This is a genomic window from Pseudoalteromonas sp. R3 (assembly GCF_004014715.1).
Classification (GTDB): domain Bacteria; phylum Pseudomonadota; class Gammaproteobacteria; order Enterobacterales; family Alteromonadaceae; genus Pseudoalteromonas.
In genome coordinates this window covers 1086048-1110581 of the sequence record NZ_CP034834.1, presented here as the reverse complement: position 1 = coordinate 1110581, position 24534 = coordinate 1086048, and the positions used below count along the sequence as shown (strand labels likewise).

Sequence of the window (24534 nt, the reverse complement as noted above, 5' to 3'; positions counted from 1 at the left end):
TTATTTAACCTTTATCAACTGGGCTGACGCCTTTATTACTTGGATACATGGTATTAATGTACCATACACCATTGTTGTCTTGTCTGTAATGGACAACCACTTTAGTCAGGTTACTGACCTTTTTCATTTGGCCATTTACCTTTTTATAGCCATGGCCCATGCTCTTGCCTGCATCAAATGAAATCTTAATTGATCCCTTTGAAGCTTCAATACCATTATCAAGTGCCAACGCTTGCTGAAATAAATCACCTGTAGGCGCCGCCTTTTGTAGAGACTCTTTCAGTGCTGCGTCAGAACCAAACTTTGAAGACAGTGGCGGCGGATTGCCCATATCTTTACCATCTGGTGTGACTCCCGTGCTCGCTCTGTGCTTCAGGTGCTCATCGGTAACATGAGGACCATGCCTTTCAACCGTGTGTGCTTTAGCATTGTGCTTAAGTAGGCTCCACTCAGCAGGCGTGTATTTATCTTTTGGTATGACACTTTTCTTAAGGGTGTCATGTCCTTTAATTCCCTTATCACTGAAACCACCAGGAGCCGTTTGATCCGGGTTGTTGTAGTTTGCCGGTGCATAGCCTGCAACTTTAAACTCAACCTTACGTTCAATTGAGTCAATCACTTGATCCAATTGCAGTGATAACTCAGCACCAATTTTGGTCTTATTTGCCAGCTTCTTAATTGCCTTAAACACCTGCTCTGGCGCTTGCCCAAGCACCACATCACCGAGCAGGGTAAAGCCTAACTCCATGATCAGCTCATTGCGAGCAGCTGCCTGTTGCCCAGCAGGTAAGTTCTTAACTTTATTTAACCGCTTACCAATGGCAATCACTTTTCTGGCAGCTTCTATCGCGTCATAGGCTTTCCATAACAGGTAAGCACCTTGCAAAACAAACCAGAAACCATTGTTTTCGGCCGCATTCGCCCCTGCATTAGCAGCGATATTGACTTCACCGCCAGCAATGAAAGCTGCCAGCCCAGCGCCCAGCTTAGCAATATCAACTCCTTCTGACTGTAACTGCATCAACTTGGCTTTACTGTAGTCGAGGTTCCCCAAGACCATCAGGTTATCTTCCAGCGTCTGCATTTGCGCAGGAGTCAGGTTGTTTATATCCTCAATCCCCTCCACACCCAATAACTGCTGGAGTTTTTTATCTTTGTCTTTTAGCTCTTTTTCTAAGTCGGAGTAACCACTGATTTCTTTGTGTGCATCAGCAACCAATTCACCCACTACGGCACCACCAGCGCCGCTGCTACAACCTAGCCCTTTGTCGCTGTTGCTGGCTGCTGCGGTAAGCGTACCCGTTAAGCACCCGACTCCGGCATGTGCCAGATAACGCGTAACCTGGTTAATTTTTGGTGGATCCGAATGAACAGCATCACCAATCTCTGACGCAAGTTGTTTGCCCAACTCTGCAATTGCATAAGAGGTCAGGTTACCGAGGATCTGGCCTTTGAAATCACCTAAATCGCCACCATCGATAATGGTAGAAATCGCGGCGCTCGCTGTGGCATTTAACAGGGCCTGAGAAGCCTGATTTGCAATGCTAATTGCAGTCTGGCTCTGCTCAGCAACATTGGTTAAATTAGCGCTATTGAAAAACTCCAGGCTTTTGAACGTTTCACTATTAAGGACACCCGCAGTGACCATAGACGTTGCAAGCGCACGAAGGTTGTCAGACTCAAGCATTGACTTGATAGTGCCGTCTATCCCTTTACCACTTGCTAGGCCTGTCGCGGCTTGAGTTGCCAGAGTAATAGCACCGGCCTGCATTGCAGACCCAGATACTAGCCCATTGAAAGCTGGACCAATGGCATTTGCACCACTGCCAATCCACCCTGTGCCAGCGGGGCCCATGGCAACGGAAACCGCAATAGCAATGACAGCCATGGCTGCGGGGCTCAAATTACTGGTTTTTTTATGCTCATGAATTTTCAGTAACTCGGTTGAAACGATTTTCAGATTGTTTTTAAACCGGTTTTCGTCATAAAGATCAGCCATCCACTCAAGATTTTCTTTCCCTCTGAACTCTGAGATGACATCTTCAACAAGCTCTCCATCATACTGACCTAACTCGAGCGTAATACCGTGGGAAGCATGGACTTTAACCCCACCGATCACCTCATTGTAGACAGCAGTATCGACCTGGTCCTGTTTGGTTTCGGTTTTAATCTTCCAGGTACCTTTTTTCACTTTATTGTAAAAATAGTGATCCTGCTCTTTGGCAAGTAAAAGATTAACACGACCATTGTAAGCATTGATCTCTGTGCCACTGCCGGAGGTAAGCTTGGTTGCCTGTAGCGTTACATCACCATAATCCGACGCTATCAATATCCCCTTACCAGCGTGGAGTGCTGAGCGAATTGCTGCCGTCTGGAGTACCTGCTCCTGCTCGGTCGTCTTACCCCATTTTTTGTTTGTCGTCTTTTCAATCTTATTGAACTCGTTACCAATAAAGATCCCTTGCCCTGCAAGCAGTTCGATAACCCCTTGGTCAGCATGTAGCTCTGCGGCTTTAAGCTCAATCGCACCCGATGCCATCAGGTAAATACTGTCTTTGGCAGAGAGCTTGGTGGTTAAGTGCTCTATCTCTGAAGCGCTTTCTTTAAAGCCTTTATATTCTTTATTACTTGAATAAGTGGTTTGCTGTGAGATCAGACGAATGTTACCGTCGGCGCGCAGACCAATTGTATTCCCGGTAATCTCTCCTCCCTGGACAATCAGATCGCCGTAGCTGTGAATACGAATATTGTGCCCATCAACCGAGGCAATTTGTCCAAGGCGGGTGCCCTGTCCATAAGCGGTGTTATAACGGTGTAATACTGTTTTTTGTACGTATTGACCCGCCACAATATCAACGTTCTGTGTCGCAGAGAGGCGACCTGAGAGGTTCTGTAACGTGCCACCTACAAACAGATTTAAGTCACCATCCGCTCGGATCTCGGCTTTGGGCATAACGGTGAGATCTTTGGCCGTTCTGACGAAGGTATCATGTTGAGTTGTGAGCGTACCACTTTTAATAGTAATACTTCTGAATTCGGCCCGCGAGCCACCAAATTCGGCCACATGACCATCAACCCTTTGATTATCAATCGTACTTTGAGTGAGGTGTACAACAGGAACCAACACCTGCTCGCCGTTGATGATCTGAAGTTCTGGCCAGATAAAGTTTTTATTAAAACTCTTAAGGTTACTTGCTGTAACTTTGTCACCAAACTTTGTTGCTGTAGAGCCCGCAAATTCATATGCATTGTTATACAGATCATTAATTTGCTGCGTTTCATTGGTATACGAACTACTGATCAAAGTACGATTAAGCTGGTTATAGATTTGCGAGCGCACCATGCGCGATTGCACAAACCTGTCACCCACTCTCTTGGGCAACTTATAGTGCGGAAAAATAACGTTAACCCGACTATTGACGATTGGAATATAAATAGGCGGATTCAAGCCACTTTTTTTATGTTTAACCAACTTGGCATGGAATGCTTCAATGGTTTGCGCTGAGCGCGCTTGAGAGGACTCAACCACATACTCTGATTTAACAAATTGACTGTCTGAGTTGCTCACTTTAGTAAACGCGGGGTCTGCATTAAGCTCTACAGCAGCCTGGTGTGCATCAAACGCGGTAAACGCTTGCGCAAGCGTTGGCAAGCCCAACTGACCTACCAGCAGTGCAATATTCAGATAACCAACACACTTTTGCCATAATGATACGGGCTTTTCAGGATTGAAGTTGTTCTTTTTCATACTATTCAAAGTCCCTTACAGATGCGTCATCAATGTTGAAAACGATATGGTTTCGCTATATCGCTCACTATAGTTCTCATTTGTAGAACCAGGCCGGTACAGTATTCCATGCTCAACATAGGAAATAGTCACCATAGTGTCGCCATGGCTAAGGGCGTACGCCAGATATATTCTGCCTTCCACGCCTGCAAACACTGAAGGGTTCTTTTTAGGAAGCGTCTCCATAAAATTAGTGGCGGCTTGTTTTATTTGTGCATGTGTTTTACCCGTTGTTCCTACCAAATTATCTTTCACGGCTTCTTCTACTAGCTCTGATATTCTGGTTCTGAAAGAATCGCTGCTACAATTAGGTACATCAAACCCAACATAAGGAATGTATTTCGTCCCAATACACACTTTATAGGTGCCTGAGAGCCAATCCCCCTCCGCTTTAATACTGGTGATGCGAGAATAGTGAGTTGCAGATTTATCCCAGATAAACTGTGCCTTATACTTATCAATGGCATCTCTTCTGACCTGGTTCTGAACATTGATGTTTTCTTGCGTATAGTCGGTCTCTGACAGCAGCTGCTCATTCAGGCCATATACGCTCCCCTGTAATGACAGTAAGGTTTCAGCTTCTGCATAAGTGGTTACAGAATCAGTGCTACAACGCCATCCCAGCATACAACGGCGCATATTATTGACAGTAGAGGTGGCAATATCTCTGGTAAGTTCAAGACCGATTGACTTCAACTCAAGTTGATGAAAATGGCTCTGCCCAAATACTTCAAAGTATGAAAACGCATTAACGAGTTGTTCATCGGAGTCCGTGTTATTACCATCACTTACTTTTAGCTTACCGTAGCTAATTACACGCCCAGGTGGCGAGTACGCCGTGATTTTAGATTCAGTGCCAACATGCACCTCGTTATATATTGCATTCTTAGTCGCATCGTAAGCAATTTGTGATACCAGAAAAGTAGTCGCTTCCAAGCGATAGCGTTCGTTGTAAAACTTGGGCGTGTTCACGTCAAAGTTACCCGCCTGATTAAGCGCCATAATCGCAGAGGCGTTACGAATGTAGTGTGTCGCTTTAAGTTCCAATGTGTGCTCTGCAGACATCCTGACCTGGTTAGCCTGCTTTGTATTTACTTTTATGCCAGAATCCCAGCTTTCACTTGCCCCTTTTTCGAGTGAATAAGGGTTAATATTCTCTATCGCTTTTGCACTGATAGACAAAGAGTTGGCGTGGATATAGGCTCTGAGATTTGGTTCGTGGGCACCACTATTGGTTATGTTCTGGAACAAACCATGATCTGCACTGGTGACGTCAATTGTTGGAGGCATCATACGCAACTGAGCAGGCATGTTTAAACTCGGAGTTCGAGAGCCATTAGTAAAGATACCGTTAGCCAAGGTGGCCGTAATGTTGCCAGCTTGCATTACACCACCAAAGCTATTGTACACGTCACTCACACTGTCAATTTCAATGTTCTGAGCCGTCAGGCGACCACGATTAATGACCTTTGCCCCTTTAAATTCAATACTGCCGCTGTCAATTTGACCATAGTTGTATACAATCCCATCAGTTAGCGCCTTAAATGTACTGCTCATAATGTGGGCAGAGCTATATACGGTAACCCTACTTTGGTTTTTCACTGTTACTATGTTGTCGGAATATAACTTTCCAGATAGGCCAATACTACTTTTTTCATTCTTGGCTATTTGAATGAATATTCCTTCACTTGGTGCATAGAAATCGTTCATTCTGGTACTGGTTGCCAGTGCATCTGAAAGCGTATTTAACTCTGTTTGCGGACCAATTATGACTGTGCCCGCAGCTACAATACCTATACTCGCAGCTTTGAATATACCGCCGGGGTTGTATTGGGTTGTGGTTGTAGTAGCCGACAAAATATCAAGATTACTATACTTAATACTAAACTGGCCCGGATAGAGATTGATGCCACCTGCGCCAACAATGTAGTTTCCTTCTGGTGATATCGAAAACCCGCCCATAGGATGGTGCTCAGCTCTTAGATTAGTATCAATCACACCTGCAGTAACAATATTTTTTGCGACCAATTCAAGAGATTGGATACCTGGCGCAAAAAGGTTGTTAATATCGATCTTACCGGTACTTCTGGAGTCAAGGTGGGTACCCGAAAAAGTACCATTTAGCAGCGTAACCCTGCCCATATTTTCAAAACTACAGTTACTACAGGTCAAAGCGGGTGAGGTGGTTGCAAACACCACATCAATCATCTTTCCCACGACCGTTGTTTTACTGTTTAGCAGCATATCTGGTGAAGTAATCACCAAAGTTTCAAGTGGGCTATCCTCTGCGACTCTGATAGTCAGAGGCTTCCCACTTTGACTAAACTGAGAGAAGTTCAGCTGTTCCAGCTTTTGTGTGCCATCAATAACCAGAAAATCACTGTTTGCGTTTGGATACGTCGCAACTGAAAAGCCCGCACTTGGATTGTAAGAATACCCAGCCGCATAGGCCACCTGAGAGGCGAGTGTTGCACACATTACCCCAAAAATAAAAACATAAAAAACCAATGTCCTGACGTTCATTCTCACCCTTGATTTACAACCAACGAAATATTTTAACCACAATAGGTACAAAGTGCGCAATTTTACAGCGACCCGTATAGTTTATCAACAATAAAAATCAGATAGAGTGGCTAATCGAAAAGGCGTTGAAGTGGAACTGGGTACCGAACAGCATGTATACTAAGCTTTTAACGGCCCTGGCAGCTACCTGTAATAACAATCCTTATGCAGTCGCGAGTAGATAACCTTGAAGTGAAGAAATCCAGACAATAACACCACTTACATATCCAGCTACAAGCAAGACACCAACATCTATATTAGCGAGGCTAAAATAGGCGAGCTAATGAGTTGAGGTGTAGTTATTTTAAACAAGAGTTATTAGCACAGCTATCGCCAGGTTTAGTTCCTTCAGTTGGATATGTATTAATGCGGTTGGATGTTAGGAGGGCCAGGATAATATATGTACTCGGTGAATTTACAGGCAGCCTTCGCTGCCATGCATAATGTAAACTACGGCGGTTGAAAACGTTCAGCTCACCTTATTGCCAAAAAGTGTGCGCCGTAAGAACGTACCAGCCATCAAGCAAATCAAGAAACTCAGGCTGCCACCAGAGTCGCCGCCTTGAGTATTGCCATTATCAGTACCAGGTAATTTACTGCCATTATCGCTATTACCATCGCCGGTACCAGGTTTTTCACTATTGTCATCTGCTTCAACAACTTGCAACTGAACACTTGCACGGGAAACCGTAGTTTCCTGCCACATCGCATCAACTGATAGCTCCACATTACCCAGCTCTGCAAACTGAGTTGTTAACTTTCCAGTATCCGCTTTTGATGTTATCGGTTCACCAGCAACATACCATTGATAATGTATGTCAAGCGGCTCACTGGATGTTAGATTTGCCAGAAATTCTGTGTTCTGACCTAGCACGATTGTATCAGGTTGCAAAATAACCAGACCTATTATTTTTGGAGAAATAAGGTCAACCTGCTTTTGGGAAGATTCCAGTAACTTTCCGTTCTGATACACTTCTCGGGTCACAGTATAAATACCGGGTTGTGCGTACTCATGTTCCGGCTCTGCCTCGTGAGATACCGAACCATCACCAAACCGCCAGAAGTACTGCACATCACTCGCAGATACAGTGCAAGTTATTAAAAATAAAAGGCCAATCATTAATTTGTACATAGTCACTCCCTGATAGTGATATTGAACCATACCTGACTACTAACGCTTCTTCGATGAAACCAGTGTATGGCGGCGTTCATTGTAACATAATCGTTAAAAAATAAAATATAATACGCTAACTAATACATCCAATAGTACTACTTTAACTGTGTAAATGTATTCACTTGTATTAGGTATAAGTTCAGTGCCAGATGAAAACTTTGCAATCAAGCGTATGCCTATAATCAGGCATACGCTTTTGTCCTACTGCTGAAATGTCACACTATAGGTACTCAAAGCAGCTTCACACTGTCGCCAGTTCAAAATCCCTCGCTCTGGTGCGCTTGCATCTATAAAGGTGGGTGCCCACCTCATATTTCGATACCTTACACTATCCTCTCCAGAAACAATGCCTGCGCGAACAGCCTCTTGCCGGGCAAGCTCACACTGCTTCCAATCCTGGCCTTCATCAGTCGGTAGCTGTAAATCTGTTATATCGTAGTTTGCGGGACAGGGCTTGCCTCGTTGAACGCAAGCCTGCTTCATTTCCTGAACCTTGTTTTCACAGGCATAACCGAAAGGGTTATCCCGGCAATATTTAGCCGCATGGAAAGAAAACCAGGCATTGTCATAGGCAAGTATTTTGATACGCTCCACGGCCAAGCGTTGTGCTTCAGGTAAATAAGCATAATAGCTGTTGAGCAGGTTAGTTGCTCTTTGCTCATCCAAAATGGCTTGCTTGAAGTCGTCCTCAAGCTCAGTGGTCAGCCATTTAGTTGCATTTCTGACTATCTGGTACTCAGGCACCAATGCGCGTAATGCAAGTGATGATTTGTCGTAACGAGTTGTATAATAACGAACGACATTGTAATCGCCGAGAGAGGTCAGTTGGCTAGTAAATCCAGATTTTGCATATTTAACCGCCTCATAAAACATATCAAAACAAGGCTGAGGATTATCCAAAGAACAGGTAATGATATTGTTAGGTATGACGGTAAGCAGTTGTTTTGGGTCGCCTCCTTGCTGTACCGCTCTTACCGTTATTTTTACCGTCGATTTTCTGTCATTCTGCAAATATCTGAGCTGCCCACCGACATTGAATACACCTCCATACAAGTCAACATCCAGATAGCCGCCTATGTCTGATTTGTCTTTATTACTTCCATAATCGATCTTTAAGTTAACCAGCACGTTTGCGCCATATTCAACAGCAGTGACAAATTCATCACCTACCAAAGTTTGCAATTTGGCCTGGTAGTTATTGGCAATGCTCTCCCCTACTTGTGAGAGGGTATATCCCGTATTCTGGTTCACAGGCAAAAACAAACGTTTTTTTGGCGTGCTGGACGCACTGAATGTATAAGAACTCGAGTAAGTACTGGATGCCATTTCTTTAGCAAGCGAAGCTCCCGCCGAAACGCGTACCGCAGGAAAGTTCACATTGGTGTCAACACTGCCATTGAGAATACTCAGCATGTCGTCATAGCCCATATCGATGCCAGTTTTGAACTGTAGTTCAGTATTACCAAAACTCTCATCAACAACACCACTGACTGGCCGTACATTTAAAAAACGCTTCTTCTGGCTGTCGTATGCTGTACCAACTTCGATGTGATCATTTATGAGACCTGAAATGACCGAGCCCGTCAAAGCATTATTCGCCATTTGAGTATCTGCACTCAGTGAATAACTACTCACTGCGGCCAGCTGCATTACCAGCAATGTAGAGTAAATTGGATTCATATCATCTTCCTTAACGAATCGTTACCAAATAGTCTTCCACTTCACCGTAATGTACACGCGTACATGCGTTATCAGACCCTCCGCCGGCATCAGTGGCAACACGCATAAGTGTCAAACCTTCGGGCACTTGTGCAGGTATGTCTAGCGAAAACTTGAACACGCCTGTTGATGCGGACCGATAAACAAGTTCCGATGGTTCAAATTGACCGTTGTGATCCCAGTCCAGCCATACCCTGACTGCGACATAAGATGGAAATTCCGGATCTTTGTGTCCGGGCTTAATGGTGACTTTAGAAGCATGGTTGGCTCGCAATACAAGTACTTTACCCGAAACCTGACTATATCCGTGTTTTTCCGACTGATGGGTAAGCTCATCCACGGTTACTTCGGAGATCCATTCCCATTCATGAACATAACTGCGGTTATCACAGTACACCCTCGGCAGCACCGTGGTTTTAAGCGCCACAGGTTCATACTCTAGCGGCATAAGAGAACACGCAGCTTCAGCACTGGTGCCCGCATACCACTGATAGGGGTTTGTAAAATCAGTATTTGCAAACGTCACGTATTGCGCCTTACCTGCTGCCAAAGCTGCGTCAGAGAGCCACAGCTCCTTAAGCTGGCGAAGCTTTTCCTCTTTTGGGACTATTGTGGTCGATTCATACATCTGCTCCCATAGTTCAACCAGCAGCCCGTCATAGCACTTGCTCAGCCACGCAAACCGGCCTTTGGCCTGTTCAACCGTAAGTAAATCTCCTAATTCACTGTATCTGGCTTGTTGGTGTGTATCATTGTGTTGCTCTAATGCCGAAGCGAAGGCTGGACCACCAAAAGCCACAATCAGTACCAGTAACACTAACAAAAATCTGAGTATATTCATGAGATATCCTTATCTTAGTACGTCGCTGATGGCGCTATAATCACGCACATACACGAGATTATCGGCCTCGTAATTAATACAGTGATTACCTTCTGGGTTGCGTTCGCAGTAATCCACTAAATCAGCAAACAAGTTGGCGTTGGCACGGCTTTTAGTCTCAATATCCTGTAACTGTATCAATTGCTCTGCAGAAAACTGTGCGGCATAGTAGCGCTGCAGATTTTTTGCTCGGCGATACACCAGCTGCTCATCTATCCAACGAGTCGTCAACTCTTTGATGATGAGCCTAGTCAGGTAGTTAGCTGGTATATAGCCGCTATCAGGGATGAGTTGTTGAAGGCCGGCACCAGAATCCAAATATCCTGCTGTATAAGTGTCGGTAATATTGTAATCATCCAGTACATTAAACTGATTGATATAGTCCGTTTTCAGGTACTGCACCGCTGTTTCAAACAGATTAAAGCAGGGCTCGGGTTTAACAAAGTGCAGTGCATAATACCGTTAGGTATTACTTGTAATAATCTGTTTGGGTCTCCCCCACTTTGAATACCACTTATCGTAATTTTGACTGATTTTCGTTTATCTTCGGCGATTTTCTGCAGATCTCCCTCGACTTTTACTTTACCTATCCAGTCAACACTAAGATATCCACCAATTGTGCGCTTATCAGCCTCATTTCGATACTCAACTTTCATGTTAATGACAACATTCGAGCCGTAAGCAAACCCCTGAGCAAATCCGTCACCCAAGTTGCTTGCCCTGTTTCCGGGATATGCTGTTGCTAATTCCTTCGCGGCTACTGTCGGTTGGTAGCCTGTGTCATCGCTGGGAATCAATATTCTTGATTTGGGCTTTATTGAGGAATAGACGGTATAAGTACCTGTATACCTGTCCGCGCTGATATCCTTAGCATAATTTGAGCCGGCATCTACTCTCACCGCTGGCAATTCAAAACCCGCGTCTACCTTGCCATCAACGAGTTTAAGTGCTTGCTGATAGCTCAGGTCAACACCTACTCTAAAATCTATATGCGTGTTACCCAGGTGATCGACTTGCCTGCCAAGCACAGATTGCAACCCCAAAAACTGCTTTCCTTTGCTCTGATAAGCCGTGCCAAGTGGCACAAGGTCATTGTTCTGACCAATGGTCGTTCGTTCTTCTACTTCATGGACAGCTATAGTGTGAGCATGTGCCTGCATCAAAAACAAGACTGCTCCCAATAACAACATAATCGAAACCACATTACGTATTTTCATTATCATATCTCCATGAAAGGCTCTGCCGAGCCTTAGTCTTTGTCAATCCATGACTACTGCTTCAGGCTGTTCAGATAGTCCTGATGCCAGACCTGAGGCAAACGATTAAGCACATCTTCTGTTGTTTCCACCTCATTGCTAAACTCATGCTCGCTTTGCATTGCCAAATCCCCCACTTGCAGGCCATTGGCAAACATGCTGAAAGACTCGCCTTGCTGGTAATTGGGGTCTTCGTGATCACGGCCCAGACGAAGGTTATACACCTTGTCGGTGAACTCAATCTCTTCCATCTGAGTGACCATTTCCAACCCGCTTTCGGTCAAAATCTTTGCGCCTTGCTCAATTTTACTGGCCCACACAGCCTTACCTGATTGCATTACAACAGGGTGAGATTCTGTTAATAGCAGCGTTTTACCCGACTTGGTTTTCAGCTGGACCATGGGAATAGTTTCAACACCAACAGAAATATCTTCTATCGTCAGAGCTAAATGATGGGCAGGAGAGAACTCGCTAGCACCAAGCACTTTATCTCCCACTTTAAGTTGCTCGATGGGAAGTTGCTTGCCATTTGGCAGAGTGATTAAGGTACCTTCTGCCAGACAACTGTAAACAATTTGCATCTGAGGATGGCCTGTTTCACCCCAGCCACTGTCCATTTCTGTAGAGCCAATGACAAAAGAAGCCGTTAGTGGGGGTCTACCTGGACGTATCACATGATCAAGCGCAAAGTGCATTATCCAGTGGGTATCCTGATACCTGCCAAATAATGTGGCGTCTCCAAACACCCCCTCATCTTGCGGGATATCCCAAGATATGATTGTCCGATCCATCCCCTTCCACTTATCGTAGCGCAGGTTTAATTTCTTTGCGAAGAGGTCGCTAATATCCTGATAATCAGAATCACCAATTGCCACGGCCCCACCACCTTCCTTCGTCTGAATAAAGATATTAGTTCCGTGATTCATGAAAGCAGGCTTATTAATTGCTGGGCTCTCAACTATGGTTATTACGCCGTTTTCCTCCTGAACTTCCAGTGTTGTAAAATCTGGCAGGTAAATGCGTGTTACTTTGCCCATCACATCAAAGCTCCCTTGAAACGGCACCTTAAGTTTGGTTTGGCTAGTAGGTGTATCTCTTGGGTATATATTTTCATAATCACAATCGCCATAATTTCGATTGAGACAAATAATGATCTTACCATCAGGCACATCCGCACCGCCTTCAGAGCGGTTATCAATGGGCTTTTTAATGGCTGTTTCAAAACCATCTCGCCCCGCTAAAGGAAGTAGTGAGGCGCCCTCAGCACCTGATCTCGGTTGAATAAAGTAGCCTAACTTTGCCAGCAAAGTATCCTTCGAATACTCAACCACAATATTTCTGTCTTCAACAATTTGCTTATTGTCGGCTCCCTTATATATTGAGGTTACCCAGCCATCAGCAAGAATACGCTCTGAAGCGGCAAGCTTAGACAGAATATCTTGTACTTTCGCGTAGGAGTATACGGATTTGCGTTTTGCCTCCTGCCCGTCGCCAAAGTATTCATTGTATGACAGCTGAGTGAGCTGCTCGCCTTTCTCATTGGTCAGATGCAGATCTATCAGTGTATAATCGGTCGAAACCGTTTTACTGTTTAGCGCAGATAGCAAAACAAATGGCTCACCACTAGCATTGTTTACTACGTCAACCCCCATGTGCTTAAAAAAAGAGCACAGTTCCGGTCTGCCACTCAAGCAATTTTGTAATGAGCTCAGTCGAGGATTTTCTGTTACCAACGTGTCTTGCTCCAGCCTTTGCTCAATCAGCGAAAACAACTGAGGTCGATTTTTTCTGCTCAGACCGTGCCGTGCCAGTCGCGCTTTTAAACGCTCATTTTTGATCTGCATGTCTTGCTGGTAAGCTGCATTACTGACTGCTTGTAATGAGCCAGCAAAAGTGTCAGGCATGACGGAGACCGTCCCCAATGCCAGAGCAATGGATAAATACAGAGGTTTCATATTTTATTCCCTTAATATGGAGAGTTATTTGAGCAAGTGCTCAGGTCTCGCCAACGATATGCTGGCGAAACCCTACAACAATTCATTCAATTAAGTCGGATGGAACATGTTGTAGGTTCGAGGTATGGCTTTTTTTGTTTGACAGGCAAATAAGTTGAATAATTCACTATATGTATAGCGTTGAGAACTTTGTTCAGATACCAATTCAAAGCAAGTCTGAAAACTTAGAGGATAGGGAATACCACTTGAACCGGAAATATACGCTGAATCATTTGCTAGTACAGGTTGGTCAAAGTCATCCGAGGGTTGCGCCTTGCTTTGCACAAAACTGTTGAGGAATTTAACTTTGTTGCTGCCGTCAGTTTCGAAGCTAAAGTTAGTAGGCGACCACTCGCCTGCATTTGAAAAGTCGACTTTTATATCAAAGATTTGCCCCTCACCAATACCACCGCAGCTATATATATGGCTGTAACTATCTCCAACAGACACTCGCATCATCATTTGGCCCGGTAAGGCACCATCAGGCAAATTCAAAATAATACGTTCATTGCCCTTAGCCCATTCTTCTACATAAACTTCTTGTTCTTCGTAGGCACCATTGTGGTTTGTATCGATCAATACCGTCACTTTTTGACCTACAGTTCTGGGACCTAACTCGATCGAGTTCTCTTGCTCAAGGTACATATTCAGAGGCTGGTCCAGAATCTCCTGGTAGCTTTGTGGTTGCAGTGACAAGCTCTGTTGATTAATAGTCACGATATCCATCAGCTCAGTTTTTTCATTCCCTATCCTCGGCGAACAAACCACACCTAAAGGATGTGAATAATAATCCCTATAGGCAAGCAACTCCTCTCCATTGCTGTGCACAACTTTGAGCTTAAAACGCAGAAGCTGATCTGGCGCAACGTTATGCCCCCTATGTAAGAAAGGATAAATTGCATGACCTGCGTTGCGCTCCCAACGTTCTGTAGTCCCATCCCCCCAGTCCACAACGATGCGTTCTATTTCACTAATAGGTAGCGTCTCAATTAAATATCTGAACTCGTCATACTGCGGCACAGCAGTAACCGGTAGACTAGATATTTCTGACGATTGTGCCACCAGCCCCACCAGATGCAACGCCCCATCAACATTCTTCTGTACTTCCTCTGCTAACATACTCACATTGCTTGAGTGAGCAACCAACATCAGGCAAGTTGCAGTATCATCTAAACTGGCGTTGGCGGGCAAACATGCAATATTGGCGGTTAAAAATAGTTTAAATGCCTCTTCTATCGTCCAACCATAAGTTTTTACTAATTCATAAAATGCTTTTCTGAAAATCCCCCCCACGTCATAGCGAGACATGTTGGCACGATAAGCACTCAGGTGGTCAATGCTGCTGCCATCAAGAGACGGCAGAGCGAAGTAGCGCTCTCCTACATCCTGGACTCGCACATCCCAACCCATCCACCACTTTTTGTCGGCTTGCGGGTGCGCTGTACCATCCAGTACTTGAGTTAGAAATGATTCTGAAGTACTAAAACTACCCGTTGCTTTACGTTGCAAGTAATCCAAAACCGCAACACTGTTAATATCAGAAAACGCTTCATTAAAAGCACCTGCTTCCCCGCTATTTTCCAGCTGACTATTCCAGTGTGTCAGTGCGTGTGCAGCCTCATGAGCAACTATACTAGCCGTAGTAAGCGAATAATGGCTATAGCCATAGTATCCAGTTCCATAATTGACATAGGCACCGTCCCAATAAGCCCTGTTCATACCAAAGGTGTTGTTTCTTACTCTTTGTTTGAGTGTCTGGAGACAATAACCATTAATGGGGCAATCGGATTCTTGATTTGGAAATAGTTCATTCAGATGTTTATGGAAAAACTGCATGGTGAGCCCACCGTAAAAATGAGCGTCATTTAATGGACCGTAACTAAAATAGTCAAAATAGTCTGTATCGACATCGGCACCATTAAAATACTCGTAATACCCATCACAACCGTACATAAAAGAATTAGTATGGTGCGAAGAATAGTCAATCGTCTGCACATACGGGTTTTCTAAAAAACAACGTCTCCCCTCTTTTCTGACAACAAACGGGTAACCCTCGAAATCTGCAAAAATGAGCGGGCGACCCGTGTCGCTGATATCATTGAATAGCAACTCAGTTGAAGCGCCGGTCGTTTCATCATATTGATACCTGAGGCAAGCCTCCATTGTTGAAGGTTGTGGTGAATAGCAAATAGCCCCCATTTTCTCGTTTCCGCCGATACCTCCGGCAGCAACATATTGTTCGTCACTGGAAAGCTTTTTAACGTCTCGCTCATTACTAGAAACGTGAACGGTCCCCAACTCAGATTTAAGTACATTCAGAGTGTCCGCGTCGATGGTAAGTATACGTACGCCCTCTTTCGAAGTGGCGGTAACCTGAAACACACCAACTAAACGGCCTTGCCAAGTCAAATACGCACGCTTGAGATGTTGTAATTTCGTCCCGGAAGCTATGCCTGCTCCTGATACCAGCTTCTGGTCTATATCTGTCAGAGGCATGTGGAAGTAACGCCCATCGGTGGCACTCATCACCTCTTGTGCTCTCAAGGTCACACCCAGACCCTGCACGACTTTATCAGTGCCGTCTTTGACGAGGACAAACTGAGCTCCTATCACCGGTATGTCACGATAAAAAACCTGATAATGCTCAAAGCGTTTGGTACTTCCTATCGTTTTTATACGTTGATAACTTAATCCTTTTTCCGCTTTGTCCGCATTCGTTGAAAGGGCAAAGGTTCGAGTCTGCTTGTGCAGTTCATGTTCAATTTCATGCCACAAGTGTTGCTGATTCAATAATGAGTGTGTATCGATCCACTGCATCTCAGCGTAGTTAACACAACTGAACCAACACAGAAAGGCCGCCAAAAAGGCTTTAATAATAGGCATTCACTCTCTCCCTGAATACGTACTGTTTATATACTAGATGTTTTCCTTTTAAGCTTGAAACGGGCTGTCGCTATCATCATGAGGTCATTGCGACTTGTAATTGAGTATTCAAGCCTATTTCGTTACGTCATAAAAGCGTAATGTACAAACACTCACAATGAAACAAAAAACAAACAACCTGTTAAAATTTCATGTTCACTTCTGTACTTGGAACGCGATCGGCTGAAGTAAACAAAACGGTACTTAAGCACTATTTAAAATGGTATTTTACACACTCAGGGGAGATTGCTGCTGTTATTGAAATGACAAGACTCTACAAGTAAATAAGTTAGTAGATATTTCAGTTGGCTAAGAATAGTCCACCATGACTTTAATAGAAAGCTATTTTCTTTTGTTGTACTTAAGCACCATACAAAAATATGCACCGGGTGTACAAAGTCTAATTTGGCCTTGCGCCTCTTTGACCGTGGCTGTCTATATGTGAGGGAGGCGCATTTTGTGCCTGCATTTTGTAACTTAAGCTCTGCGGTATATCACCGAAAACGAATCAGGCACAGTCAGGCTCTCGGCGGTTTTGGCGAATTTCACCCCTGCCAATACTTAGCAAATAAGTGTGGGTAGGTTTGCTTTAACACTTTGGGTTTATTTTTAAACTGTTTGCCCTGTGGCGCATAGTTCACAGTATTGTGATAGGGCAGCTCCTGCTCCGTTTTTTGCTCGTAGAGCAAGCCTGCTGTCAGGTCCAGTTCGTCGCAGTAAGGGTAAGGCAGGTTATCGCGCAGGGGAATGTCTTCAATGCTTGCCAGTGTATCTGGCTGGGTCAGCACTTGTTCTACCACGGCTTCTCCCTGGGTTAGCAACCAGTTGCAGAAATCCAGGAAATCATATTCACTATTGCAGCCGCAGGTCACATAGGCTGCACCCCAGATATCCCAGTGCCATAAGCGTCTGAGTTGCTTGCTGTAGTGTGTGTCAAAATCGGCAATGTCTGTATCAGACAGTGTTTCCAGCCTGGTTTTTAGTTGCGCCGTTTTATCTTTGCTTTGGTTGTCAATGGCAATGAGCTGCCAGAATTGGGTCAGATCCATGGAATAAAACACATCAGGAATTATTAATGATGCGATCTTATCACAGGCTGTTAATTGAAAGGTATGCTAAGTGGATAACAGGTACAAAAAAGCAAGCCTTAGCCTGCTTTTTCTCTCAGGGTATTAAGCTTTTAATTACAGCTTAACGATTTCTTCTGCCTGAGGACCTTTCTGGCCTTGAGTCAGTTTAAACTCAACACGCTCGCCTTCAGCAAGGGTGCGGAAACCGTCACCTTTGATTGCACTGAAGTGTGCGAATACATCTGGGCCATTTTCCTGAGCGATGAAACCAAAACCTTTTGATTCGTTAAACCACTTTACGGTACCTGTTAAAGTATTAGACATAATAGTAAATCCTGAATATTAAAATGATGCCAATCCCTAAAAGCTAACCTCTGCCCTGTTGCAAAGGATCCTTCTATACAAAAAACTGGCAAACCTATGCCCATGTGGGCGCATAGACCTAAATTTTGCCGGTGATAAAACTTCAGGACGGTACTACTACAAGCAAAAACTTATACAACAACGTAATGGAGATTTATAAACACTGACCCAAATTCTGTCTACGTTCATCTTATCGGGCTGCCCCTCTAAGTCAACTAATTTTTAATCATATTTGTTAATTCTTGATGACACAAACAAGTCGCTTTGAAGGCAGAGGAGACAAGGGTGTACCTTTTTTATCTTAGCTATTTGACAGGACTATGATCGAGGGCAAATTGTGGTTAATTTAACCGGATATAACACCTTTGGAGACTATGCTTTGCAACTAAACTGGGTATAATTCTGCGCAGATCCACTAAGGCGCGTTTTATGCTCAAAGAAATTTTTTTGTTAATAATCTGGGTTGTTGTGTTATGCGCTTCCAGTGCATCAGTTGGGGCTACACCATTAACCATATCTTACCTGCAACATCCCAGCGTCCGCGATCAGGCCTTGCCATTAATTCGGGCAGCGTATGCTCAGGCAGGTATCAAAGCCAACTTTATTGCCATGCCCGCGCACCGTGTGTTGCACGAAATTACGGCAGAGCATACCGATGGCGACGTCATTCTGGCACAGGAGATATTCGCACCTTTCAAAGATGTTATCTCTGTGGGTCCGGCATTGACCGAGGTTGACTTTGTCCTCTTGTGCGTCACAAGTGTACCTTGCGACAACTCTGTGTTGGTGGCAACACCAAGTACGATAGTCGCTACCGATCAATCAAAGCGTGTGCTGCTCACCAAGTATCCTCAAGCACAAAGAAATCAGTTTTATCAGATTAATAACTTAGGCAAGTTACCCGAGCTGCTCAATCTGCATCGTTTCGATTATGCAATCTTTGTGGTATCAACTCAGTGGCCGCTACCCGACTCGCTTGCTCATTTAAATGTGCATCACTTGTTTAGCTCAAAAGCCTATCATGTCCTGCATAAAAAGCATGCATCAGTGGCGGCAGAAATATCTTTGGCTATTGCAACCGTCAAGGCACAAAAGGGCTTATAGCCCCTATTTGACTGTCAGATCAAGGTTGCGCTATCGGCCCGGAAACAGGAAATCGTAGTACTATGCTTAAGCCATTTTGATAACGACTGACGTACACTGTCCCAGCCAGATCATTCAGAGCAATACGCTTAACATGTGCCAAACCTAAACCTGACCCTGCAACCTGCTTCTTAGTTGAATAAAATGGTGCAAAAATATCTTCCGGGTGTATCAGGTTTACGCCAGCGCCATTATCACTGACTCTGAGCTTGAGCTCCTGATTTTTAACCTTGGCGCCAATTCTGATCTTTGGTTCCTCAACGCCATCAAATGCATGTTCAATTGCGTTGGTAATCAGATGGTTGAGCGCTTCGATTAAACTTGCGGGCTTGAGATGTAATAATACGTCTGCGCTTGAGTCGATATCAATTTTCAGGGTGATTTCTTTCTCTGCCAGAGAGGGTGCCCATACTTCTGCCAGCGAATTAAAAACGTCTGCAATACGGCATACTGTCGAAACCCCATTGTGACACTGCACAATAGACTGTTTAAGCCGGTCAATTTTATCGTCAATCTGATAAAGATTGCGTGCCAGTATGGCTGCAGCCTGACCAATGCAATCCGCCTGTTTGCGGACTTCATCCACAGACTCAGGCCCGTCATCTAATGCTTGTAAAAGCTTACCGGCCGACTCGACCAACATAGATGCAGACGTCACACTCACACCCAGTGGTGTATTGAGTTCATGGGCCAGTCCCATGGTCATTAATGTCTGCTCTTTGAATGCCTCTTTATGATCTTGCTCCTTTTGCTCCGCCAGCATTCTCAATTGCAATTCAAACAAATGTTTCAGTGAGCTGAGCATGGCTCTGGTTTTGCCATCAAAGGTGTTTTCTTTGTCATCTAGCACACATACTGTGCCAAAAACAGAGTCATCAACATTCTTAATTGGCAAACCAAGATAAGCTATCATGCCTAGTTTGATATCTGGGTTATGATCCCAGATTGGATCTTTGAGGGCGTTGGGTACAAATAACTCATGCTGTGTTTTTATCACTGTTTCACAATAAAGCCCTGACTGGTCCCAGCATTCACTGTCACCAATCTCGTAAGGGTTTTTACTGTTGAGGCTTTTATTAAACACGCTCAGGTGGGAACCATTGAGCTTCATGATCAATGCAACAGGCACCTCCAGCAACTCAGCCACCCGAGTTAAGAGCTCATTCCATTGTACAACCAGTTCGTCTGATATAGTGTTGGTGTTCACGTGCCAGCTCCTGGCAAGCCCTTTTCTGATAACATACCTTGCAGGCTTGCTCTTTGAGTATAGCCTGAACCCGCCAATTTAAAATTCAAACTCCAGTGCAAGCCTGAAGCTGTGGTCTTTACTTACCTGGCTCAGTTCAGTAACAAAACCAATTTCCCACTTCAGCTGTTTCTGCCCCTGGAAGCGGTGCAACCCAATCACAGCGGGGCCTACACCTAAATAGTCCTCTCCACTGTAGATTTCAATTGCAGGCTGAAAAGCACTCATCCAGCGATAACGATACTGAGCTCGGAATTCAGACTCCCACTCATTACTGATCATCTGTCCCCATTCTCTGACTATAAAGGCATTCAACGTCAGACTGTTACGACCAAACTCTTTTTCGAACAACAAACCAACCGTCGCCTCGTAAGCCGATTCTTTATGGCGCTTTTCATATTCAAACAACAAACCCCAGTCTGCCCAGTATCGACCTTGCTCGACTAACTGCCAGCGTACCTCGGCTTCATAGGCAGCCATATCAAAATTATCATCCTGATCACGCTCACCAATGGCGTAGCCTTCTATGGTCATGGTTTCGGTCAGGCTCCACCCCAGTCCAAGCCGCTGTGCCAGAATATTGCCTTGATCACTTTGTCTTGATAGTAATCGCCACTCTACCTCGCGCTCCAACGGCAGCACATAGGGATGATATACTTTGTCGACCACCATACCATCTGCCGAGGCAGTCGGTGACATCATCAGTAGCCAGGCCAGACACCCTGTCAACACTGTGTTCAATACTAAGTTATGCCGCACGCCTGCACCTCCAGTTGTTAGCAATCCAAAAAATCCCTGCGCCTGCTGTCAACGCCAGGATAGACCATATGCCCGGTGTCGCTTCATAACCAAACAATACTTTCAGGATACGACCACCTACACTGTCTTCACTTACCCAATTTCGTAGATCAAAAAGCGCGGGATAAGCAGGAATAATGTCTATTTGCGCAGCCAAATCACAGGCAAATACCAGTTTACTGGCACTATGCAAAGCAACAAATATGCTCACCAAAGCCATGATATTTCTGGTCGCCCAGAGCAGTGAAAAATAGAGTAGTATTGCAAAGCTGGCACAAATACTGATACCCAGGCCAGCCCCCAAAGCCAACGAAAATACGGCATCAGCCTGCCAGTAACTATTGAAATAAGTAAAAAAGCTGCTCAAATAGAGCGTCAATGCTGCTGCCACACTAAACACCCGCGCCAACTCACTGCCATGAATGTAATGGCCGGATATGCCAACAAACAAGGCTATTAAGAGCATAATCTGGCACAATTCCAGACCTCGATAACCCCACCAGACAGAAATATCTGCTGCTGTCATCAGTAAAGTCAAACAACCTAATGCACCCAATATAATACCGTGCAGTGCCTGTTGAGTGGTCATCACTGTTTTGCCAGTTGCTGATAACAAGACCCATACAACCGCCACAGGTAAACATTGGTTAAGTGTGATCACCACCGAATTAAGGAGCATGCTGCTGCTCCTTGGCAATAACCACGCCTCTTGCCGTGTTGGGAGAAAACTCGCCAAAAAAACTATACTCACCCGGCTCAAGCGGGCCAATATAAATGACACTTTTTCGACCGGGAAATAACACCTTCTCGCGATTTAAATCGAAGCTGTCAAACTCTTCTGCGCCGGGATCCTGATTTTCAATTACCAGACGAATTTTTTGCCCGGCAGGCACTTCTATTGACTGAGGATGAAACAAGTGGTTTTTTAGTACAATACTTCGCGTTTCCAGTGCAAAAGCGGGTGCACATAACAAGCTCAATGTTAAAATCATACGGCATTTATTCATCCTGCACTCCTTTGAATGCCACGCATACTTTCAACCCTCCCAGCTCTGCACGTGATAAGGTTAACCTAGCGTCATAAATGTCGCAGATCTGGCGAACTATCGCCATGCCAGTCCTGCCCCTTTTTCCCCGCTGGGATGGGAGTCGCCACCAACTCGGTAAAAACGGTCAAACACTCGGTCGATTTGTGCCTGTGTCATCCCAGAGCCTGAGTCCTGTATTTGCCATAAGACATGCTCTGAGTCACGCCAGATATCAATACGGATCTCACCTTGGACAGGCGTATATTTTATGGCATTACTCAACAGATTACCTAACAAGGTCATGAGCGAGAACTTGCACCCCATTATTGAAAAAGGCTCACAATGCAAGCTTATCTGCTGCTCTTTATCAGCAATTCTACTGTACATCTGTCCCACTAGCTGTTGGGTAACCGCTTCAACTTCCAGAGTGCTAAACTGCTTACGCCATACCTGAGGCTCTGTTCGAGCCAGCGTCAGCATTTGTTCTACGATGTGATTCAGCTGCTCTACACTTTGTTCTATGCCCAAAATACTGCTTTTAGAGGGGCTTGACTTGAGGTTATGCAAGTGGATTTTCAGCGCCGCAATAGGGGTTTTTAGTTCATGTGCTGCATCTGAGGCAAAATAACGTTCACGCAAGTAGGCTGCTTCAACTTTTGCAAACAGTGCATTCATCATGGCAATCACAGGAGCGACTTCCAGGTCCTGACTGTGCGTTGTCAATGCAGTAAAATCGTCTGCCCGGCGTACTTTTAACTCCGCACTTAGCTGAGTCAGTGGCCGCAGTGCGCGATAGATATACCAGGTTATGAATGTCGCAAGCAAAGGCAGAACAATCACCAAAGGCAGCATGGCTGATAGCACCAAACTCTCAGCAAGTGCAAAGCGTTTGTTAACCGGCTCAGCCACTAACACCAATCGGGTATCGTGTTTATTGGTATAAGTGCGTAGTCGCATTGCAGCAACATTTTGCGTCCGCCAACCAGGGGTTAGATCTACTTGCGTACCCGCATTACTCAGTCGCTCACTGGCCGCCACCATGACGCCATCTTGCCAAATCTGGAAATATAACTCATGGGTCGGAAATGTTTGCGTAAGCTGTGTTTTCATCAGCAGCCCCGCCATTTCCTTTAGCTGTTCGTCTAGCTGCTGCTCCGCCTTAGCCATACTGGCCTGATAACCATTTAGCAATGCCCAGAAAGTTGACAATATAAGGCACGAAACCAGGATCAGTGTTAGCTTACGGTTAATAGAAACAGAACGTTGGACGGGATGCATCGACTATCAACTACCTACCACATAGCCTATACCGCGCAGAGTTTTGATAAACCCATCAGGTAACTTTTTACGCAGGTGATGAATATGGACTTCAATGGCATTGGAGCCTAATTCTTCACCCCAGTGATATAATTTATCTTCAAGCTGATTTTTAGACAAAACCCGCCCTTTATTCTCCATCAAAGCCTTGAGTAGCATGTACTCTTTTCGCGGTAACTGTAGGGTGCTTTGCTCAATTTCCACTTGATGACTGGCAAGATCCAGAACAACCTGTTCACAGCTCAGGCGACTATCTTGCTGCTTGCCAAAGCGCCGGGCAACAACCCGCAAACGGGCAAACAGCTCAAGCGGTTCAAATGGCTTTGCCAGGTAATCATCAGCGCCATGGTCTAATCCTGAGATCTTGTCATCCAGCTCATCGCGAGCAGTCAGAATCAACACACCGACCTGCGCTTTTTCCCGTTTAAGCGCTTTTAGCACAGTCAATCCATCACCATCAGGCAACCCCAGATCCAGCACTACCATCTCAGGGATCATTGCCTCGATGGCAGCCAATGCCTTGGCACAAGTGTCAGCATGCTCAACTGCATACCCTTCTCTCTTTAACGACTGGATGAGGCCCTGCGCAAGCAGGGCATCATCTTCTACTAATAATAATCTCATTTCTTGCGCTTAAGTTTTTTCTCAACCCGAGCTAACAACTCTGTAACCTCGGCCTGACGGTATTGATCCGCTTTTTCTCGGCCAGAACGCTTGGGTGCAGCTTGTGCCTGCTTTAAGTGTATCAAAGCTTTACTGTATTCGCGCTCATCATATAGGAATTGCGCATAAAAGTAATTGATATCCAACCCTCGCGGGTTAATGGCCAATGACTGCTCGAACAACTCTCGCGCTTTTGTATCGCTGCCAAAACCAATGGGCCACCCTGGCACCTTACTATATAGAGTGCCCAAGCTGGTTAATGCTGAGCCATTAAGCGCCTCTCGGTCGATGGCAAGCGCTTGTTCAAACTCCGTTTTCGCCAGTTTGGCCAGGCCCAAAGCACCCAATCCGCCTTTCGCTCCCGCATAACTTGACTGGATAATGCCATGCCAGATATGGCTCTCAGCCTTTTCCGGATAACGTTCCACGACCCTTTGGCTATCTTTTATCAATGCTTTAAATGCTTTTTCCTGTGCTTCATCTTTCAGTTCATAGTTAACCTTGGCCCAGGATTGTTGCAATAAGCTTATGTCGTCTACCAACGCAGCATAGCTCATTCCACTACATAACAGACCAAAAGATGCACCCAGTGCAATAAATATGGATTTCATA

General features: G+C 45.0%; 19 protein-coding genes. 1 reads left to right on the top strand and 18 read right to left on the bottom strand.

The features are described from left to right. Positions 1-4: 4 nt before the first annotated feature. The 11 genes from ELR70_RS04000 to ELR70_RS03955 form a co-directional block, all read right to left on the bottom strand. The gene (locus ELR70_RS04000; protein ID WP_054013553.1) at positions 5-3748 is read right to left on the bottom strand and encodes a DUF637 domain-containing protein; all 3744 of its coding nucleotides are present in this window, start codon (positions 3746-3748) and stop codon (positions 5-7) included. Positions 3749-3763: 15 nt separating this feature from the next. Further along, positions 3764-6265, bottom strand: coding sequence for a hypothetical protein (locus ELR70_RS03995; protein ID WP_128064476.1), 2502 nt, complete (start codon positions 6263-6265; stop codon positions 3764-3766). Between the two features lie 553 nt (positions 6266-6818). Next, the gene (locus ELR70_RS03990) at positions 6819-7481 is read right to left on the bottom strand and encodes a PKD domain-containing protein (protein WP_054013555.1); all 663 of its coding nucleotides are present in this window, start codon (positions 7479-7481) and stop codon (positions 6819-6821) included. Positions 7482-7724: 243 nt separating this feature from the next. Beyond that, positions 7725-9203, bottom strand: a complete 1479-nt coding sequence (locus ELR70_RS03985; protein WP_054013556.1) for a hypothetical protein — start codon at positions 9201-9203, stop codon at positions 7725-7727. A 10-nt stretch (positions 9204-9213) separates the two neighbouring features. After that, entirely contained in the window at positions 9214-10083 is an 870-nt protein-coding gene (locus tag ELR70_RS03980; protein WP_054013557.1) for a GEVED domain-containing protein, read from the bottom strand. 9 nt (positions 10084-10092) lie between these two features. Beyond that, complete coding sequence (locus tag ELR70_RS25290; RefSeq protein ID WP_241566276.1) at positions 10093-10524, bottom strand: hypothetical protein; 432 nt, start codon at positions 10522-10524, stop codon at positions 10093-10095. Beyond that, positions 10512-11339 (bottom strand): hypothetical protein, encoded by an 828-nt coding sequence (locus tag ELR70_RS03975; protein WP_241566275.1) that lies wholly within the window; start codon positions 11337-11339, stop codon positions 10512-10514. The genes ELR70_RS25290 and ELR70_RS03975 overlap by 13 nt, the downstream gene beginning before the upstream one ends. A 53-nt stretch (positions 11340-11392) precedes the next feature. Beyond that, entirely contained in the window at positions 11393-13333 is a 1941-nt protein-coding gene (locus ELR70_RS03970) for a Hint domain-containing protein (RefSeq protein WP_054013559.1), read from the bottom strand. 90 nt (positions 13334-13423) lie between these two features. After that, positions 13424-16255, bottom strand: coding sequence for a M4 family metallopeptidase (locus ELR70_RS03965; RefSeq protein ID WP_054013560.1), 2832 nt, complete (start codon positions 16253-16255; stop codon positions 13424-13426). Positions 16256-16839: 584 nt separating this feature from the next. Next, the gene (locus ELR70_RS03960; RefSeq protein WP_054013561.1) at positions 16840-17343 is read right to left on the bottom strand and encodes a DUF4240 domain-containing protein; all 504 of its coding nucleotides are present in this window, start codon (positions 17341-17343) and stop codon (positions 16840-16842) included. Between the two features lie 135 nt (positions 17344-17478). Next, complete coding sequence (locus ELR70_RS03955) at positions 17479-17688, bottom strand: cold-shock protein (RefSeq protein WP_010380108.1); 210 nt, start codon at positions 17686-17688, stop codon at positions 17479-17481. Between the two features lie 468 nt (positions 17689-18156). Between ELR70_RS03955 and ELR70_RS03950 the strand changes: the two genes are divergently transcribed. Next, a complete protein-coding gene (locus tag ELR70_RS03950) occupies positions 18157-18831 on the top strand; it encodes a hypothetical protein (protein ID WP_054013562.1) in 675 nt (224 codons plus the stop codon). Between the two features lie 19 nt (positions 18832-18850). Here the strand turns inward: ELR70_RS03950 and ELR70_RS03945 are convergent, their stop codons facing one another. From ELR70_RS03945 to ELR70_RS03915, 7 genes are all read right to left on the bottom strand, one after another. Beyond that, entirely contained in the window at positions 18851-20077 is a 1227-nt protein-coding gene (locus ELR70_RS03945; RefSeq protein ID WP_054013563.1) for an ATP-binding protein, read from the bottom strand. A 78-nt stretch (positions 20078-20155) separates the two neighbouring features. Beyond that, positions 20156-20818, bottom strand: coding sequence for a hypothetical protein (locus ELR70_RS03940; protein WP_054013717.1), 663 nt, complete (start codon positions 20816-20818; stop codon positions 20156-20158). A 46-nt stretch (positions 20819-20864) separates the two neighbouring features. Further along, positions 20865-21593 (bottom strand): hypothetical protein, encoded by a 729-nt coding sequence (locus ELR70_RS03935; RefSeq protein ID WP_054013564.1) that lies wholly within the window; start codon positions 21591-21593, stop codon positions 20865-20867. Then, positions 21583-21906, bottom strand: coding sequence for a cupredoxin domain-containing protein (locus ELR70_RS03930; protein ID WP_054013718.1), 324 nt, complete (start codon positions 21904-21906; stop codon positions 21583-21585). The genes ELR70_RS03935 and ELR70_RS03930 overlap by 11 nt, the downstream gene beginning before the upstream one ends. Positions 21907-22017: 111 nt before the next feature. Beyond that, entirely contained in the window at positions 22018-23220 is a 1203-nt protein-coding gene (locus ELR70_RS03925; protein WP_241566274.1) for an ATP-binding protein, read from the bottom strand. Between the two features lie 6 nt (positions 23221-23226). Further along, complete coding sequence (locus tag ELR70_RS03920) at positions 23227-23883, bottom strand: response regulator (RefSeq protein WP_054013566.1); 657 nt, start codon at positions 23881-23883, stop codon at positions 23227-23229. Further along, complete coding sequence (locus tag ELR70_RS03915) at positions 23880-24533, bottom strand: hypothetical protein (RefSeq protein ID WP_054013567.1); 654 nt, start codon at positions 24531-24533, stop codon at positions 23880-23882. The genes ELR70_RS03920 and ELR70_RS03915 overlap by 4 nt, the downstream gene beginning before the upstream one ends. Position 24534 lies beyond the last annotated feature (1 nt).